Genomic DNA, 17,783 nt, shown 5'->3' on the forward strand with positions numbered 1-17,783 from the left:
GAGCGACCTTGCCGAGGCAATGCAGACTCAAAGCTGCAACGTTTCCGCGGCCGAGGAGCGTTCATCCGCCTGTGCGAGAATGCCGTACCGACATTGTCATCGGGCGTCTGTACTGAACGCATGAGGTTTTGGATGTTGAAGAAACTGTTTTTGGCTGTTTGCGTGGCCGGGTTCTCCTTTGGCGCTGTCGCGGCAGATACAACTGCAGCTACGGCGACCTCGACCATCGCGATGATTGGCAAGGGCGTCACGCCCGCAGCCGAGAAGATCGTGCGCCAGTCGATCGCCGTGTTGTCTACCAAGGCCGAAATCGATTCGATCGAGCTGGCGCCGATGCCGGGTTTCTATCAGGTGATTGCCTCGGGCCAGATGCTCTACGTCAGCGCCGACGGCAAGTACCTGCTCAACGGTGACATGCTGGATCTGGGCAACAAGCAGAATGTCAGCAAGGTTGCCTGGGCGACATTCCGCAAGGCCGAACTGGCCAAGGTGCCTGCCGCGCAGCGCATCGTGTTCGCACCAGCGCATCCCAAGGTCACCATCACCGTATTTACCGACGTCAACTGCGCTTTTTGCCGGGCGCTGCACGAGCACATCGCCGATTTCAACAAGGCAGGCATCGCGGTGGAGTACCTGGCGTGGCCGCGCGAGGGCGTGGTTACCACGGCTGGTCGTCCTACGCCGACGTACACGGAGATGGTGTCGGTATGGTGCGCCAGTAATCGCAACGCGGCGTTCAGTGACGCCACTGCGGGCCATGCGCCAAAGGCGGCCACCTGCACCAACCCGGTCAAGGACCAGTTCGAGCTGGGCCTGAAACTGGGTATCGACGGCACGCCGACCATTTTCGGCCCTGACGGCCGCACGCTGGGCGGTTATGTCACCCCCGATCAGTTGCTCAAGGCGATTGCCGATGGCAGCGACGGGGAAGGCAGCGACCAGGGCGAAGATCCGGGCACCGGCGAATAGCGCGCAAGCTGCTCTTTTGTCGCAGGTTTCGTCGGACAGCCATGCCGTACTGCAGCATCGGTCAGGCTGCATCGGTTAGAATTGGCGTTTCCATTGCAAAGCGCCGTTCCCCGCATGATCGCACTCGACGGGCAGAGCGCCCTCTCGCCGTTCCGCCTTGAACGCCTCAACGCCCGCCTGGATGCCCTGCATCACGGCGTGCGCGTGCAGGCCTCGTGGTTTGTCTATTTCATCGACACCGATACGGCGCCGCAGGGAACGCTGCGGCAACACCTGCTGGCCGTGCTCGAAGCGAAAGATGCCAAGCCCGAGCCGGCCACGCTATGGGTAGTGCCACGACTGGGCACCATCTCGCCCTGGTCGAGCAAGGCGACTGACATTCTGCACGGCGCGGGTTTTGGTGCGGCGGGCTCGGACATTCGCCGCGTCGAACGTGGCATGGCCTGGCAGATTGCCGGGCTGCCGCCGGCTAGCGCGCCGAACCATGCGGCGATCATGGCGGAACTGTACGACGCGATGACGCAGTCGATGCTGACCCATATCGACGAGGCGCAAGGTTTGTTCCTGGCAGGCCAGCCCGGAGATCTGGTGCACATCGCGCTCAGTGGCGACCCGAAGGGCGCGCTGGACGAGGCGAACAGCCGGCTGGGCCTGGCGTTGGCCGATGACGAGATCGAATATCTGGTGGATCGCTACGCCGAGCTCGGTCGCGACCCGACTGACGCCGAACTTTTCATGTTCGCGCAGGCCAATTCCGAGCACTGCCGGCACAAGGTATTCAACGCCAGCTGGACGCTGGATGGTGTGGATCAGGAGAAAAGCCTGTTCGGCATGATCAAGCATACGCACGAGCAGTCGCCGGCGCATACCTTGTCCGCGTATTCGGACAACGCCGCGGTGATCGAGGGCAGTGTCGGCAGGCGTTTCTTCCCCGATGCCAAAGATGGCATCTGGCGCGCACACGAAGAGCGCATCGACTTCGCGATCAAGGTGGAGACGCATAACCATCCCACCGCGATTGCGCCGTGGCCCGGTGCGGCTACCGGTGCCGGTGGCGAAATTCGCGATGAAGGCGCTACCGGTCGCGGCGGCAAGCCGAAGGCCGGCCTCACCGGCTTTTCGGTGTCCGATCTGCGTATTCCTGGCCATCCACAACCGTGGGAAGTGGAGCGTCCGCTGCCACCACGGATGGCCAGCGCATTCGAAATTATGCGCGACGGCCCGCTAGGTGCGGCGGCGTTCAACAACGAGTTTGGCCGTCCGTGTCTGGGTGGCTATTTCCGCACGTACGAACACGAAACCGGCGAAGCCGGCCTGCGTCGTGGCTACGACAAGCCCATCATGCTGGCCGGCGGCCTGGCCAACCTGCGTCCTGGCCATGTGCTGAAGCATGCCGTGCAGCCGGGCAACAAGGTGATCGTGCTGGGTGGCCCGGCAATGCTGATCGGCCTCGGCGGTGGTGCGGCATCGTCGGTCGCGTCGGGTAGTTCTAGCGCGGAGCTGGATTTCGCCTCGGTGCAGCGCGACAACGCCGAGATGGAGCGGCGCTGCCAGGAAGTCATCGACGCCTGCTGCCGTCGCGGCGATGACAACCCGATCGTCAGCGTGCACGACGTGGGTGCCGGTGGCCTGTCCAACGCAATCCCCGAACTGCTCAACGATGCCGGCGTCGGCGGTGAGATCGACCTGTCGAAAATCCCCTGCGACGATCCGCAGCTTTCGCCGATGCAGGTGTGGAGCAACGAGTCGCAGGAGCGCTACGTGCTGGCGATTGGTCCGGAGAATCTGGCCGAGTTCGAGGCGATGTGTCTACGCGAGCGCTGTCCCTACGCGGTGGTCGGCGATGCGACGCAGGAGCGTCGTTTGCGGGTAACCGATCCGCGCCGCGACCTGATAGTGATCGACCTGCCGATGGACGTGTTGTTCGGCAAGCCGCCGCGCATGCATCGCAACGCCAAGCACATCAAGCCGCGCATCGACGTGCTGCCCGATCTCACCGGTATCGGCATGAACGAGGCGCTGCTGCGCGTGCTGCGGCTGCCGGTCGTGGGCAGCAAGAGCTTTCTGATCACCATTGGCGACCGCACGGTCGGCGGGCTCAATCATCGGGACCCGATGGTCGGGCCGTGGCAGATACCGGTGGCCGATTGCGCGGTGACGCTGGCCGACTTCGATGGCTACGTCGGCGAAGCGATGGCGATGGCCGAACGCGCGCCGGTGGCCGTACTCAACAGCGCTCAGGCCGCGCGTCTGGCGGTCGGTGAGGCGATCACCAATATGGCCGCTGCGCCAATTGCCAGCCTCGGCGAGATCCGCCTGTCGGCCAACTGGATGGCTGCGGTGAATCATCCCGGCGAAGATGCCGCCCTGTTCGATGCGGTGAAAGCAGTCGGCATGGAGCTGTGTCCGGCGCTGGAGATTTCGATCCCGGTCGGCAAAGACTCGCTCTCGATGCAGACACAATGGCAGCACAATGGCACATCGCAGCGCACGGTATCGCCGGTGTCGCTGGTGATCACCGGTTTTGCCCGCGTCAGTGACGCACGCCGCACGCTGACGCCACAATTGCGACTGGATCACGGCCACTCCGACCTGTGGCTGATCGATCTCGGCGCGGGGCGCGATCGTCTCGGCGCCTCGGCGCTGACCCAGGTATTCAACCGTGGCGGCGGCGTGCCACCGGATCTGGAAGATGCGAAGCGGCTGAAAGCGCTGTTCGATCTGGTGCAGGAAGCAAACGCCGGCGGTCTGCTGCTGGCCTATCACGATCGCTCGGACGGCGGCGCCATCGTCACCCTGCTGGAGATGGCCTTTGCCGGCCACTGTGGTTTGGAAATTCATCTGGACGGCTGGGCCGAAGCGACCCTGCGCGGCCTGTTCAACGAGGAACTGGGCGCGATCCTGCAGGTGGCCGAAGCCAACCGCGAACCGTTCGAGGCGCTGCTGGTCAAGCACGGCCTGGCTGCCATCAGTCACCGGATTGGACGGCCAAAGGAAAAGCTCGGCATCAAGCTGTTCCTCGGTGGCGACACCTTGTTCAAGTGGAACTGGAGCACGCTGTTCGAGGCGTGGAATGAAACCAGTTACGCGATGCAGCGCCTGCGCGACAATCCGGCCAGCGCCGATGCCGAGCAGCACTGGCGGCGCGACGATGCCGATCCCGGCATCACGCCGAAGCTCGGCTTCAGTACGACTGAGAATGTCGCCGCGCCGTTTATCGCCGCGTCCAAAGGTAGCGGCGAGCGGCCACGCATCGCGGTGCTGCGCGAGCAGGGTGTCAACGGCCAGGTGGAAATGTCGGCCGCATTCACTCGCGCCGGTTTCGATGCAGTGGACGTGCACATGTCCGATCTGGCCAGCGGCCGGATCAAGCTGGCCGACTTCCGTGGTCTTGCGGCCTGCGGCGGCTTTTCCTACGGCGACGTGCTTGGCGCTGGCCGCGGTTGGGCTACGTCGATCCTGTTCAACGAGATGTTGCGTGCGCAGTTCACCGCATTCTTCGCCGATGAAACCAAGTTCGCGTTGGGCGTGTGCAACGGCTGCCAGATGATGGCGCAGCTGAAGGAGATCATCCCCGGCGCACAGCATTGGCCGAAGTTTCTGCGCAACGCGTCGGAGCAGTACGAGGCGCGCGTGGCCACGCTGGAGATCCTCGATTCGCCCAGCCTGTTCTTCAAGGGCATGGCCGGTTCGCGCATTCCCGTGGCAGTGGCGCACGGCGAGGGTCGGGTGAGTTTCCCGAGTTCGTGCAGCCCGGCGAAGGCGCATGCGGCGGTTCGATTCGTCGACAACCGTGGCAAGCCGACCGAAAACTATCCGCTCAATCCGAATGGCTCGCCCGGCGGGCTGGCGGGGTTCACGGCAGCCGATGGCCGTGTGACGATTCTGATGCCACACCCCGAGCGCGTATTCCGCAGCGTGCAGATGAGCTGGCATCCGGAGAGCTGGGGCGAGGATTCGCCATGGATGCGCATGTTCCGCAACGCCCGTGTGTGGTGCGGCTGATCCTGTTTGCTGATGCAAGGCTGCGCTGAGCCATGGCCCGGCGCTTTACGTTTTCACCGGCAGTCTGGCTGTCGAGGATTGCATGGGCCGTCGTGCTGGCGTTGTCGCCGTGGTGGATCGGTTTTCCACTGTTGCTGGCGATGGTCGCGGCTTTGCTTTTGCTTGAACATTGGCTTGCCCCCGAGCACTGCCGGCTGCTGAGGCACGGCCTGAGTTGGGGCCTGCCCGGCGCATTGTTCGCGCTGCAGCGCGCGATTGGCGGCAATGTCTTCGCTTGGGTAATCGCGCTGCTGGGTGTGCTGACTGGCTACACTCTGCTCGCAGGTTTGGAGGCTTGGCTCGATCGCGATCTGCGTCGCGCGAGAGCGGTAGAAGCTATCGGCGCAAGCGAGCCGGCTGTGGACAAGTCGATGGAATGGCCGCGACTGGCACTGGCGCCGATCGGACCGCCGGCAGAAATCATCGAGCTGCAGCTGCCGGTCTGGCATGCCGACGTCGACGGCATGGAAGATCCGAACGGTGGCCGCGTTATCTATCGCGATGGCGCTTTTCGTTTCGACGACGGCACGCAAGTCGAGCGTGTCAGCCCGCACGCTGGATTCAGTCCTTCGGGTCGCTGGTTTGCGGCGCGGATGGAGAACGATCGCGGTATCGTGTTGCGCGATCGTGAGCAGGGCAGGGTGCACCGTTTGCGTGGTTGGCGACTGGGCGGCTGGTATCGCGAGCAACCGTGGCTCGTCAAGCGTGATGGCGACATGCCGCTGGCCTTGCGCGCGGTGCTGGGCGAGGATGTTGCCGTTGACTGATGCCGTTCCCGTATCCGTCGATTCGGCGTGCACGCCGTTGCGCGTTCCTTTCCCTCGATTTTGTGACGGAATGATGCAATTCATGAACCTGGCGCACATTCGGCTCGATTGTTCGATGTTGCAAGGTTCTCCCATCACTCAACCTAAAGCATACTGATCAGGTGAATAGTCCAGATTCCCCTCGCTCGCCATTTGCGATCGCACTCAGCGTCATCGTGGTGTCTGCCGACAGCGGTCCAATGATGCGCGATTGCGTGCGCCGTCTGCTCAACACCACATTGGCGCTAGAAGTGATCCTGGTCGACAACGGCTCCACCGACGGCGTGCCGCAGGCCATCGGTCGCGCCTATGAGGGCGACCCGCGTCTCACCGTGATCTATAACCGCGCCAACCTCGGCTTCGGGCCAGCGATGAATATCGGCGCCACCAAGGCCATCGGCCAGGCGCTGCTGCTGCTCAATCCTGATTGCCTGGTGCAGGAAGCTGACCTGTCTCGCTTGCTGGAAGTCTTGACGCGCAATCCGAAGGCTGGCGTGATCGGCGCGGTGGTCTGTGACGCTGAAGGCCATCCCGATCCTGCCTCATGGCGTCGCGACCCGCTGCTGCGGCGTGCGCTCAACACGATGCTTGGGCGATCCGGCGAAGGCGTCAATATCAACGAAGACATTCCCGAAGAAGTGATCGACGCCGAGGCGGTTTCCGGTGCGCTGATGCTGATGCCGCGCAGCGTCTTCAATCGCCTCGGCGGATTCGATGAGGACTATTTCCTGCATTGCGAAGACCTCGACCTCTGTCGTCGCGTGCGCGACATGGGCTATCAGGTGCTGCTGGCTGGCGATGTACGCGTGACGCATGCCAAGGGCACATCGAGCGTGCACCGACCGGTATTCGTCAGCCGCAACAAGCATCGCGGCATGTGGCGATGGTTCCGCAAGCACGATCCGGCGGGGCGCAATCCGATGATTGCGGGCGTCGTCTGGGTGGGTATCTGGTCGCATTACTTGCTGCAGATTCCCGGGCAGCTGTTGCGGCGCAAGTGACTTTGTCGGAACCCGGCTCCCGACGGATCGAGCTGCTGGCTACCCTCGGTCTGCTGGCGATGACTGCCGTCTGGGGATCGACCTTCGTGCTGATCAAGGACGTGGTCGCCCGCATGCCGGTGGCGGATTTTCTGGCGGTGCGTTTTGTGGTCGCCGCGGCAGTGATGCTGGCGCTGTTTGCGCGGCCGGTGATGCGCCTGGGACGTCAGCAGATTCTGCGCGGCCTGATACTGGGCGTTGTCTACGGCGCAGGACAGCTGCTGCAGACCTGGGGACTTTCGCGTATTGCGCCCAGCGTCAGCGGTTTCGTTACCGGCATGTACGTGGTGTTTACGCCGATCCTGGCCACCGTGCTGCTGCGTCACCGCATGCCCGGCGTGGTGTGGCTGGCGGTGCTGCTGGCGACAGGCGGGCTGGCGCTGCTTTCGCTCAACGGCGTGTCGGTGGATCTTGGCGTGTGGCTCACCCTGGTTTCGGCCTTGATGTACGGCCTGCATATCGTTGGTCTCGGCCAGTGGTCGCGTAGTGGCGAGGCATTCGGCATGTCGGCGGTACAGATGGTGGCCATCGCCATTGTCTGTCTACTGGCCACCGCGCCGCATGGGCCAACGTTGCCGCCGGATCGCAGCGCGTGGTTCGCTGTGCTGTACATGGCACTGATCGCCGGAGCGGGGGCGATGCTGATGCAGACCTGGGCGCAATCGCATCTGCGGGCAACGCGTGCGGCGATCGTGATGACCACCGAGCCGGTGTTTGCCGCCGGTTTTGCCGTCGCCTTCGGCAGCGATCTGCTGACCTGGCGCATGCTGGTCGGCGGTGGCTTGGTGCTGGCGGCGATGTATACGGTGGAACTGATGCCGCGACGTGGCAGCGACGCCGGCGAGCTACCGGCCGAGGCGATTCATCATGAAGTCTGATGCTGACGCTGCATGCCAATCAGATGCCTGAGTGTCCGAAGGCCTCGTTCAGCCGGCTGCCTTCTTCATCTCTGCTCGCGACTGCAAGGCAATGCGGACCAGATAGATCACAATGAGCGTATTGGCGATCAGCACGGCCAGTTTGAGCCAGCTGAAGTGGCTGATGGACTCGTAAATCTCCAGCGGGATCAGCGATCCGGTGGCGATCACGGTGAACCATTCGGCCCAGTACTTCTGCAGCCACAGACCAATACCTTCGGTGGCGAAAATCGCGGCATAGGCCAGCGCCACGAGGCCGATCGCGACAAACTTGTTCGGCCCCATGTCCTCCAGCAGTTGCACCAACTTCCAGCGCAGGCCGTTGCTGTCGGCCAACGATAGATGTTCCAGCCAGTGCACCAGCCCGTCGAAATTCTGGGTCTTGTACAGATGGAACGAGGCGATGGCGACCAGGATCAGGCCGACCGTCTTGACTGCCTTGTAGATCGCGATAACCCGCAGGCCCACGCCGTGCTGGGATTCACGCCTGGGGGGCTTGGTCGTGCCTTGGCCTGCGTTGCCGGAAGCGGTCGAGCTGGACATGTCGGACATGGGGTCGTTTCGTGGGTCTAGCGGGCTATTGTCGCCTTTACGGGGTGAATGGTCGATGCAACGGCTTGTTCCATGATTGTTCGATGAAAACTGCCGTGCAACAACCAGTGGCAGATGTTCGCCGCCGCTGGAGCCATCGCGGTTCAGCTTGACGCCACTGCAGCCGGTCGGCACGCTGCGTGGATGAATCTTCTGCTTCTGAGAAATGCGCAGGTCTATGCGCCCGAACCGCTGGGCCTGCAGCATCTGCTGCTGGGCGGTGGACGCATTCTGTGGATGGGCGCGCAGCTGGCCGATTTACCGGCCGTGCTGTCGGTACAGACGATCGATCTGCAAGGCCGCCGGCTGATTCCCGGCTTTATCGATGCGCACGTGCATGTGACGGGTGGCGGTGGCGAAGCGGGTTTTCGCACGCGCGTGCCGCCGGTTGGCGTGTCGCGTTTCACCCGCGCTGGCATCACCACGGTGGTGGGCTTGCTCGGTACCGACGATGTCGCGCGCGGGCCGCGCGATCTGCTGGCGACCGTCTATGCGCTGCGTGAGGAAGGGCTGAGCGCGCTGGCATTCACTGGCGGCTATCACGTGCCGCCGCAGACGCTGACTGGCAGTGTGCGCGGCGATCTGGTGTTTATCGAGGCATTGATCGGCATCGGTGAAGTGGCGATCAGCGATCACCGCTCCAGCCAGCCCACGCTGGACGAGCTGATGCGGCTGGCTTCGGACGCGCACGTCGCCGGCCTGATGACCGGCAAGGCCGGCGTGCTGCATCTGCATCTCGGCGATGGCCTGCGCGGGCTCGATCTGGTGCGTCAGGCGCTGGAAAAAAGCGAGCTGCCGCCACGCGTGTTTCATCCCACTCACGTCAATCGGCGCAAGGGATTGTTCGACGAGGCGTTGGCGCTCACCGCGAGCGGTTGCACGATCGACCTCACCGCGTTTCCGGTGGAAGAGGGTGAAGATGCATGGAGTGCTGCCGATGCGCTGCTGCGCTATCTCGACAGCGATGCGCCGGCCGAACGCATTACGGTGAGTTCCGATGCCGGCGGCTGCCTGCCGACCTTTGATGCCGATGGCCACGTCTGCCGCATGGGTGTGGGCGAATCGGGCGCGTTGCTGGAAACCTTGAATGAAGTCGTCGCACGCGGCGTGCCGCTGGAGCGCGCGCTGCCAGCGTTCACCAGCAACCCGGCGCGGTTGTTGCGACTGGCGTCGAAGGGGCACATCGGTGTCGGTGCGGATGCCGATCTGGTGGCGCTGGACGATGCGGGTGCCGCGCACGATGTCATTGCTCGTGGCGTGGTGCATGTGCGCGACGGACACATCAAACACCACGGCACGTTCGAGGATATGTCGACATAACGGCACAACGTGCGTTGTCGCACTATCTGCAGGGCGCAATCGTGCGCCATGAACATTTAACCGACGTTCGATGCGTCACGATCGATGGGCTAACTCCATTGATCCCAGAGACCCAGAGAACCCATGACTCCAAATAAAGACGAGAACGAAATCGATGAGGGCAGGATGAGTCCCAGCAGGGTGGTGGAAGGGGAGCAGCGAGGCTGGATCGTACCAATTGGTGGTGCGGAAGAAAAAGAAAACGACCCACGGATACTCAAGCGATTCGTCGAGTTGTGCGGTGGCGGCGATGCCAATATCGTGGTGATTCCCACGGCGAGTCAGTTGGCCGATACGGGCGAGCGCTACGAAAAACTGTTTACCGGATTGGGCGTGGGCGAGGTCGGTGTGCTCGACTTCGACATGCGCCGCGATACCGAAGAAAAGAACCGCCTTGCGCGGCTTGATCAGGCGACCGGTATCTTTTTCACCGGCGGCAATCAGTTGCGCCTGTCGACGATGCTGGGTGGTACGCCGGTGGCGCAGCGCATACGTGCCTTGAATGCGCGTGGCGTGCATGTGGGTGGCACCAGTGCGGGGGCGAGCATTCTCAGCGAACACATGATCGCCTTCGGCAAGGAAGGTCTTTCACCCACCGCGGGCAGCGTACGACTGGCGCCGGGCCTGGGCTTGACCAACCGCTTCATCATCGATCAGCACTTCAGCCAGCGTGACCGGTTGGGTCGGCTGATGGCTGCATTGGCGTACAACCCCTATGCCGTTGGCATTGGCCTGGATGAGGACACCGCCGCGTTTATCCGCCCGGACAACACGGTCGAAGTCGAAGGTAGCGGCTCGGTCACTGTGCTGGACGCGGGCAACCTGCAGTTTTCCTCGATGGCGCAGGCTGGCGAGCACGATCCGGTGTGCATGCTGGGTGTCACTATTCACGTGCTGATTGCTGGCGCCACCTTCAACATGCAGACGCGCCACGCCTCGGCGGGTACGCTGGCTACACCGAAAAAAAGCGACTGACCCAAGCACGACCCAGCGAGACCGCCGTAGCCCATTCAATCTTCCAAGGAAACCGCATGCGCATTCTGGAACGCTCTGTTTTTGTCGGTCCGTCGCTGTATGCGCATTTTCCGGTTATCCGGCTCGAGCTGGATCTGGGGGAGCTGGAGCAGTGGCCGACCGGTCGCCTTGGCGCGGCTTTCGTCGATGGACTGATTTCCGCGCTGCCAGGCCTGGCCGAACACGGTTGTTCGTATCGCGAGCCAGGCGGTTTTATCCGCCGCATGCGCGAAGGCGACGGCACCTGGCTCGGCCATGTGCTCGAACACGTGGCGATCGAACTGCAGAACGTCGCCGGCGAAGACGTGACCTTCGGCAAGACCCGCAGCGTCGACAAGCCCGGCGTGTATTCCGTGGTCTACGAGTACGCACAGAAGGAGGAGGGCATCGCGGCGGGCGAACTCGCGCTGCGCCTGCTCTCGTCATTGCTGCCCGAAGAACTGCGAACGCGCGGCAGCGTGCCCGAAGGCTGGGAGTGGCCGACGGCACGCGATGAGTTCATCCGCTATGCGCAGCGCCGTGCGCTGGGGCCATCGACCGCTTCGCTGGTGCGTGCCGCCGAAGAGCGCTGCATTCCGTGGCTGCGTTTGAACGGCCAGTCGCTGGTGCAGCTTGGCCATGGCAAATACCAGCAGCGCATCCAGGCCACGGTCACTGGCCGCACGCCGCATATCGCGGTGGAGCTGGCCAGCGACAAGGAAGAGACCAACAAGATCCTCGCCACCCTCGGCCTGCCGGTGCCGAAGCAGGAGCTGGTCACCAGCGAGGATGGCGCGCTACGCGCCGCACGCCGGCTTGGCGTACCGGTGGTGACGAAACCTTTCAACGGCAACCACGGTCGCGGCATCTCGATCCATCTGATGACTGACGAGGAAATCATCGCCGGCTTCAACGAGGCGCGCGAAATTTCGCGTTCGGTGATTGTGGAGAATTTTCTCAGCGGCGACGATCATCGTCTGCTGGTAGTCAACGGCGAACTGGTGGCTGCCACGCGCCGTACGCCTGGCCATGTGATCGGTGACGGCACGCACACGATTGTGCAGCTGGTCGATGCAGTGAATGCCGATCCACGCCGCGGCGTCGGTCACGAGAAGGTGCTGACTCGGCTGGTGCTCGACGCACAGGCGGAGATGATGATGGAGCGTGTCGGCTACACGGCCGAGTCGATACCGAAGGCCGACGAGACGGTCTTTCTGCGCTCCACCGCCAACCTCTCCACCGGTGGCACGGCGACCGACGTCACCGACATCATCCATCCCGACAATCGCGATATGGCCGTACGGGCCATTCGGGCCATTGGCCTGGACGTCGGCGGCGTGGATTTCCTCACCACCAATATTGCCGAGAGCTACAAGACCATCGGCGGTGGCATCTGCGAGGTCAACGCCGCGCCGGGCTTCCGCATGCATGTCAGCCCCAGCGAAGGCTCGCCGCGTGATGCCGCTGGCCCGGTGATCGATATGCTGTTTCCGCCGGGCACGCCTTCGCAGGTGCCGATTGCGGCGATCACCGGTACCAACGGCAAGACCACCACGGCGCGCATGCTGGCGCACATCACCAAGATGGCCGCGTATACGCCCGGACTGACGACTACCGATGGTGTTTACATCGACGGTCAGCGCACGGTCGAGGGCGACATGACCGGGCCGGTCTCCGCGCGTATGGTGCTGTCCGATCCACAGATCGATATCGCCATTCTGGAGACCGCTCGCGGCGGTCTGATCCGTGCCGGCATGGGTGTGCCCAAGGTCAATGTGGGCGCGGTGCTCAACGTGCAGTCCGATCATTTGGGGCTCAAGGGCATCGATACGCTGGAGCAGCTGGCCGAGGTCAAGCGGATTGTCGTCGAGGTCGCCACCGATTGCGCCGTGCTCAACGCGGACGATCCGCTGGTGCTGAAAATGTCCGGTTACACCGATGCCAAGGTGATCTGCTACGTCACCATGAACCCCTCGCATGCACTGGTGCGCGAGCACGTGCGCGCGGGCGGCCGCGCTTGCGCGCTGGAGGCGGGCGTCAATGGTTCGATGATCACGCTATACGACAAGGGGAGCCACATCCCGCTGCTGTGGACGCACCTGATTCCGGCGACGATGGAAGGCCGCGCATTGCACAACGTGCAGAACGCCATGGTTGCCGCGTCGATGGCGTTCTCGCTGGGCATCAAGCTCGATGCGATCCGTCAAGGTTTGCGCACGTTCGACACCACGTTCTTCCAGGCGCCGGGTCGCATGAACGTGTACAGCGAGCATCCGTTCAAGGTGCTGTTCGACTACGGCCACAACGCGCACGCGGTATCGGTGATGGCCGATCTTGCGCAGCGGCTCGATGTCACCGGTCGGCGCATCGTGGTGATCTGTGGACCTGGCGATCGCCGCGACGAGGATCTAGTCGCCATCGCCAACGCGGTGGCCGGCCGCTTCGATCACTACATCTGCCGTCGCGACGATTCACTGCGCGGCCGCGATGGCGACGAGGTGCCGGGCATCCTGGCGCGTGCGCTACAGGCGGCCGGCATACCCGACGAAGCTATCTCGATCATCCCGGACGAACAGAAGGCCATCGACGCCGCGCTGCATATGGGTCGCCACGGCGATCTGTTGCTGATCTTCGCCGATGCGCTGGTGCGTTCGTGGAAGCAGATCATCAAGTTTCGGCCCGAGGGTGCGCCAGAAGTTCGCGCGGAGTCCGCCACGAGTGCTGTGGTATCCGTGATCGGCGAGTCGGTTTTCGACGAGACGAGCTTTGCCGATCTTGGTGACGTGGTGCGCGACGAGCGCGGCGTGCGCTTCTCGCGCGAGAGCGACGACTAATTCGATGCCTGCGATTGAACCTTCCGATCCGGCAGTTTTTACTTCCGCGGCGTCCACACCGGTGTCATCTGAGCCTATGCCGTTCGAGGACTCGCGGCGGCTCACCGGTATCAACCTCTATTTTGCCGGGACCGGCGCGGTACTCGAAACGCTCGGTGTGCCGCCTGATGAAGCACTGGTGCGTGCGTGGCGCAAGCAGGTCTCGTTAGCCCGCGATGCACTCGGTTGGCCACACGCGCCATTGTTCGAACGTCAGCACGTCGGTGGTGCCGCGCTGGCCTTCGAGGCGCCGGTCGACCAGCTGTACAGCGCCACCGAGCTCAACGAGTGGGCGTGGCTGGCCACGCTGGCCGACGCGTCCGCGGTGAACGTTGGCCTGCATGCGCCGGGCCATCCGGCGACGTGGGATAACGATTCCGCTTTCCACACGTTGCGGGCATTTGTAGCCGCCGAACGTCGCCCCGAATTGTTGGCTCTAGTACGCGCCGCCGGAGCACGTGGAATCGCTGCGCTGGCGGATGAGGATGCATTGTCGATTGGCGAAGGTATCGGCTCGCGTGTCTGGCCGATCTCGGAACTGCCCATTGTCACTGCGGTGGACTGGCCATCGCTGCACGATATTCCTGTTGCCGTGGTTACTGGCTCCAACGGCAAGACCACGACCGTGCGGCTGCTGGCAGCGATGGCCAGCGCACACGGTTGGCATGCTGGTCACAGCTGCACCGATGGCGTGTTTATCGATGGCCAAGCGATCGACACCGGCGACTTTTCCGGCCCGGCCGGCGCGCGCGAAGTACTGCGCCAGCCGACCGTCGAAGCGGCCATTCTGGAAACCGCGCGCGGTGGCATCCTGCGCCGCGGCCTCGCCGTGCAGCGTGCAAACGTGGCCGTAGTCACCAACGTCAGCGACGATCACTTCGGTGAATACGGCATCCATAATCTCGACGATCTCACTGAGGTCAAGCTCACCGTCGCCCGCGTGCTGGCTCACGACGGCTTGCTGGTGCTCAATGCTGACGATGCCATGCTGGTAAAGCACGCCGAAACGATCGTTGTGCCGCTGGCATGGTTTTCGCTCGACGACACTCATCGGCTGTTGCTTGCTCATCGCGAACGGGGCGGCAGCACTTGCGGCGTGCGCGATGGTCATCTGTGTCTGTTCCATCAGGGCATCGATCACGATCTGGGCATCGTTGCCGACATGCCGCTCAGTTTTGTCGGTAGCGCCACCTACAACGTCGCCAATATCTCTGCTGCCGCGCTGGCCGCTACGGCGCTGGGCATCCCGGCCGACACCATCGGCAAGGTACTGGCACGCTTCGGCAGCACTCACGCCGACAATCCCGGTCGCCTTCAACATTGGAAGTTCGGCCAGCTGCAGATCTTCGTCGACTACGCACACAACCCCGAAGGCCTGCGCGGCCTGCTGGGTGTGGCGATGAGTGCAGGCAGCAGCGGGCGACTTGGCCTCGTACTTGGCCAGGCCGGCAATCGCGAAGACGCTGAGATTCGCGAACTCGCTTCCGTCGCCGCCAGCTTCAACCCCCAGCGTGTCGTGCTCAAGGACATCGAAGGCATGCTGCGTGGTCGTCAGCCAGGCGATGTGACCGACATCCTGCGTGCCGAACTCCTACGCCAGGCCATGCCCGCCGACACCATCGTCGACAGCCTCGATGAAATCGACGCCGTACGCGGCCTGCTGAACTGGGCGCAAGACGGTGATCTGCTCGTGCTGCCCACGCATGGCACGCAGGCGCGACACGCGGTTGTGGCGTTGCTTGATCAGCTTCAGAAAACGGATTGGTTGGCGGGCACGCCGCTCCCGTAGGTTGGGGTTCGCTGCGTTCCGCCTGACCTACACGGCTATCGCCGTGGCTTTGGTAGGTTGGTGATGAGCGCAGCGAATCCCAACATGGTTACCTCCGACGCGTTGGGATTACGAGCCGCTCCTGCGGCTCGCCCTTCGGGCCATTCGTTTCACGAATGTTCGTTCCGGCATTATGCCTTCACTGTCGCGTTGCTCATCCCAACCTACAACTACAACATCACGCTCACGTGCCTGAGCTACCCTTGTAGACAAGCCCCCATCGACACCCGACCCCATGACTTTCCATAGCACCGACACCTACGTCGCCACCGCCGATCTCAGCCTCGCGGTCAATGCGGCCATCACCTTGCAGCGTCCCCTGCTGATCAAGGGCGAGCCAGGCACAGGCAAGACCTTGCTGGCCGAGGAGCTGGCGCGCTCGCTGCAGACGCGGCTGATCACCTGGCACATCAAGTCCACCACCAAGGCGCAGCAGGGCCTGTATGAATACGACGCGGTGAGTCGCTTGCGCGATTCACAGCTTGGCGTGGAAGGCGTGCACGACGTGCGCAACTATTTGCGCAAGGGCAAGCTGTGGGAGGCCTTCGAGTCGGGCGAGCGCGTGGTGCTGTTGATCGACGAGATCGACAAGGCCGACATCGAGTTTCCCAACGACCTGTTGCAGGAACTCGACCGCATGGAGTTCTACGTCTACGAGACCGACGAAACCATCAGCGCCCGCCATCGCCCGATCATCATCATCACCTCCAACAACGAGAAGGAGCTGCCGGATGCGTTCCTGCGTCGCTGCTTCTTCCACTACATCGCCTTCCCGGATGCGGAAACACTGCAGCAGATCGTGGCCGTGCATTTCCCCGACATCGAGAAGGCGCTGGTCGATGAAGCGCTGGCGATGTTCTTCCAGCTGCGCGACGTGCCTAACATCAAGAAAAAGCCGTCGACGTCGGAGCTGATCGACTGGCTCAAACTGCTGCTGGCCGATCGCATCCCTGCGTCGGCGCTGCGCGAGCGTGATCCCGGCAAGGCCATACCGCCGCTATATGGCGCGCTGATCAAGAACGAGCAGGACGTGCAGCTGCTGGAGCGGCTGGCCTTCATGCACCGTCGTCAGTCGCGCTGAGGTCGATGGCGCATGTTGATCGGTCTGTTCAATGCAGTGCGGGCGGCTGGCGTGCCGGTGAGCTTGCGTGAACTGCTCGACCTGCACAGTGCGCTGCAGGCGCATCTGGCATTTGCCGACCAGGACGACTTTTACGAACTGACACGGTTGATCTGGGTCAAGGATGAGCGCCATTACGACCGCTTCGACCAAGCGTTCGGCGCGTGGTGGCAGGGCGTCGTCACCGAACCGCTGACGCCCGATGCGCTGATTCCCGAAGAGTGGCTACGGCGTGACTTCATGCGCCAACTCAGTGACGAGGAAAAAGCGCAGATCGAGAAACTCGGCGGCCTGGACGCGTTGATGGAAGCGTTTCGCCAGCGTCTTGCGGAACAGAAAGAACGTCACGCCGGCGGCAACCGCTGGATCGGTACCGGCGGCACCAGCCCGTTCGGTTCGGGCGGCTATCACCCGGAAGGTATCCGCGTTGGCCAGGGCGGCAATCGCAGCGCGGTCAAGGTATGGGACAAGCGCCAATTCCGCGGGCTCGCCGACGATGCCGAACTGGGCGTGCGCAACCTGCAGATGGCCTTGCGCCGATTGCGCCGCTTCGCGCGGCAGGGTGCGCAGGAAGAGTTCGATCTTGGTGGCACCATCAACGCCACCGCGCGCGACGCCGGCCTGCTTAACGTCAAGATGCGGCCAGAGCGCCGTAACGCGATCAAGGTGCTGCTGTTGCTCGATATCGGCGGTTCGATGGATGACCACGTGCACACCTGCGAACAGCTGTTCACCGCCGCGCGCGGCGAGTTCAAGCGGCTGACGCATTACTACTTCCATAACTGCGTGTACGAGCGCTTGTGGCAAGGCGATGGCGGAACGTACAGCAACAGCATCGACACGCTGGAAGTGCTGCGCACTCATCCACCCGACACGCGGCTGATCTTCGTTGGCGATGCCGCCATGGCGCCCTACGAAATCACCCACTCCGGCGGCAGCGTCGAGCACAATAACGCCGAATCTGGTGCCGTGTGGTTACAGCGGATGGCCACCAAATTCCCACGCCTTGCGTGGCTCAACCCGATGCCGATGAACAGCTGGGATTACACCGTTTCCAACCGTCTGATCACCGAACTGCTCGGCCCGCGCATGTTCGAGTTGACGCCCAAAGGGATTGAGCTGGCGATGCGGGAACTGGTGCGCTGAGCTGATGGCCGGTTAGACGTTTCTGAAGAACTACTCAAAGTATTTTCGTAATCCGTATCGGGAGCTATTTGTGCGTGGCAATAATCCACGGGCATCG

12 protein-coding genes are annotated in these 17,783 nt (G+C 63.1%); 11 read left to right on the forward strand and 1 reads right to left on the reverse strand.

The annotated features are described in order from the left end of the window. Positions 1-132 precede the first annotated feature (132 nt). From HDE79_RS10930 to HDE79_RS10950, 5 genes are all read left to right on the forward strand, one after another. A complete protein-coding gene (locus tag HDE79_RS10930) occupies positions 133-969 on the forward strand; it encodes a DsbC family protein (RefSeq protein ID WP_184601990.1) in 837 nt (278 codons plus the stop codon). A 114-nt stretch (positions 970-1,083) separates the two neighbouring features. After that, entirely contained in the window at positions 1,084-4,974 is a 3,891-nt protein-coding gene (gene purL, locus HDE79_RS10935) for a phosphoribosylformylglycinamidine synthase (RefSeq protein ID WP_184601991.1), read from the forward strand. Positions 4,975-5,006: 32 nt separating this feature from the next. Beyond that, positions 5,007-5,780, forward strand: coding sequence for a hypothetical protein (locus HDE79_RS10940; RefSeq protein WP_184601992.1), 774 nt, complete (start codon positions 5,007-5,009; stop codon positions 5,778-5,780). Between the two features lie 161 nt (positions 5,781-5,941). Further along, entirely contained in the window at positions 5,942-6,820 is an 879-nt protein-coding gene (locus HDE79_RS10945; RefSeq protein ID WP_184601993.1) for a glycosyltransferase family 2 protein, read from the forward strand. Positions 6,821-6,822: 2 nt separating this feature from the next. Beyond that, the gene (locus HDE79_RS10950; protein ID WP_255488389.1) at positions 6,823-7,737 is read left to right on the forward strand and encodes a DMT family transporter; all 915 of its coding nucleotides are present in this window, start codon (positions 6,823-6,825) and stop codon (positions 7,735-7,737) included. A 48-nt stretch (positions 7,738-7,785) separates the two neighbouring features. Here HDE79_RS10950 and HDE79_RS10955 read toward each other — a convergent pair whose 3' ends face one another. Beyond that, positions 7,786-8,319 (reverse strand): DUF2127 domain-containing protein, encoded by a 534-nt coding sequence (locus tag HDE79_RS10955; protein ID WP_184602127.1) that lies wholly within the window; start codon positions 8,317-8,319, stop codon positions 7,786-7,788. 192 nt (positions 8,320-8,511) lie between these two features. Between HDE79_RS10955 and iadA the strand changes: the two genes are divergently transcribed. The 6 genes from iadA to HDE79_RS10985 all read left to right on the forward strand — a co-directional run bounded on the left by iadA (position 8,512) and on the right by HDE79_RS10985 (position 17,686). Continuing rightward, on the forward strand, positions 8,512-9,687 hold the full coding sequence (gene iadA, locus HDE79_RS10960) for a beta-aspartyl-peptidase (RefSeq protein WP_184601994.1): 1,176 nt from the start codon (positions 8,512-8,514) through the stop codon (positions 9,685-9,687). A 123-nt stretch (positions 9,688-9,810) separates the two neighbouring features. Further along, positions 9,811-10,701: a cyanophycinase gene (locus tag HDE79_RS10965; RefSeq protein ID WP_255488374.1), complete on the forward strand. Its 891-nt coding sequence runs from the start codon at positions 9,811-9,813 to the stop codon at positions 10,699-10,701. Between the two features lie 56 nt (positions 10,702-10,757). Continuing rightward, positions 10,758-13,553: a cyanophycin synthetase gene (gene cphA / locus HDE79_RS10970; RefSeq protein WP_184601995.1), complete on the forward strand. Its 2,796-nt coding sequence runs from the start codon at positions 10,758-10,760 to the stop codon at positions 13,551-13,553. A 61-nt stretch (positions 13,554-13,614) separates the two neighbouring features. Further along, the gene (locus HDE79_RS10975; RefSeq protein WP_343205948.1) at positions 13,615-15,381 is read left to right on the forward strand and encodes a Mur ligase family protein; all 1,767 of its coding nucleotides are present in this window, start codon (positions 13,615-13,617) and stop codon (positions 15,379-15,381) included. A 274-nt stretch (positions 15,382-15,655) separates the two neighbouring features. Continuing rightward, complete coding sequence (locus HDE79_RS10980) at positions 15,656-16,501, forward strand: MoxR family ATPase (protein ID WP_184601996.1); 846 nt, start codon at positions 15,656-15,658, stop codon at positions 16,499-16,501. A gap of 12 nt (positions 16,502-16,513) precedes the next feature. Then, the gene (locus HDE79_RS10985; RefSeq protein ID WP_184601997.1) at positions 16,514-17,686 is read left to right on the forward strand and encodes a VWA domain-containing protein; all 1,173 of its coding nucleotides are present in this window, start codon (positions 16,514-16,516) and stop codon (positions 17,684-17,686) included. Positions 17,687-17,783: the final 97 nt, after the last annotated feature.

The organism is Rhodanobacter sp. MP1X3 (assembly GCF_014207165.1).
GTDB lineage: Bacteria > Pseudomonadota > Gammaproteobacteria > Xanthomonadales > Rhodanobacteraceae > Rhodanobacter.

Excerpts from the sequence above, each read along its gene's own strand:
- HDE79_RS10930 (WP_184601990.1), top strand. The coding sequence starts at position 133 with ATGTTGAAGAAACTGTTTTTGGCTGTTTGCGTGGCCGGGTTCTCCTTT.
- purL (WP_184601991.1), top strand. The coding sequence starts at position 1,084 with ATGATCGCACTCGACGGGCAGAGCGCCCTCTCGCCGTTCCGCCTTGAA.
- HDE79_RS10940 (WP_184601992.1), top strand. The coding sequence starts at position 5,007 with ATGGCCCGGCGCTTTACGTTTTCACCGGCAGTCTGGCTGTCGAGGATT.
- HDE79_RS10955 (WP_184602127.1), bottom strand. The coding sequence starts at position 8,319 with ATGTCCAGCTCGACCGCTTCCGGCAACGCAGGCCAAGGCACGACCAAG.
- iadA (WP_184601994.1), top strand. The coding sequence starts at position 8,512 with ATGAATCTTCTGCTTCTGAGAAATGCGCAGGTCTATGCGCCCGAACCG.
- HDE79_RS10965 (WP_255488374.1), top strand. The coding sequence starts at position 9,811 with ATGACTCCAAATAAAGACGAGAACGAAATCGATGAGGGCAGGATGAGT.
- cphA (WP_184601995.1), top strand. The coding sequence starts at position 10,758 with ATGCGCATTCTGGAACGCTCTGTTTTTGTCGGTCCGTCGCTGTATGCG.
- HDE79_RS10980 (WP_184601996.1), top strand. The coding sequence starts at position 15,656 with ATGACTTTCCATAGCACCGACACCTACGTCGCCACCGCCGATCTCAGC.
- HDE79_RS10985 (WP_184601997.1), top strand. The coding sequence starts at position 16,514 with ATGTTGATCGGTCTGTTCAATGCAGTGCGGGCGGCTGGCGTGCCGGTG.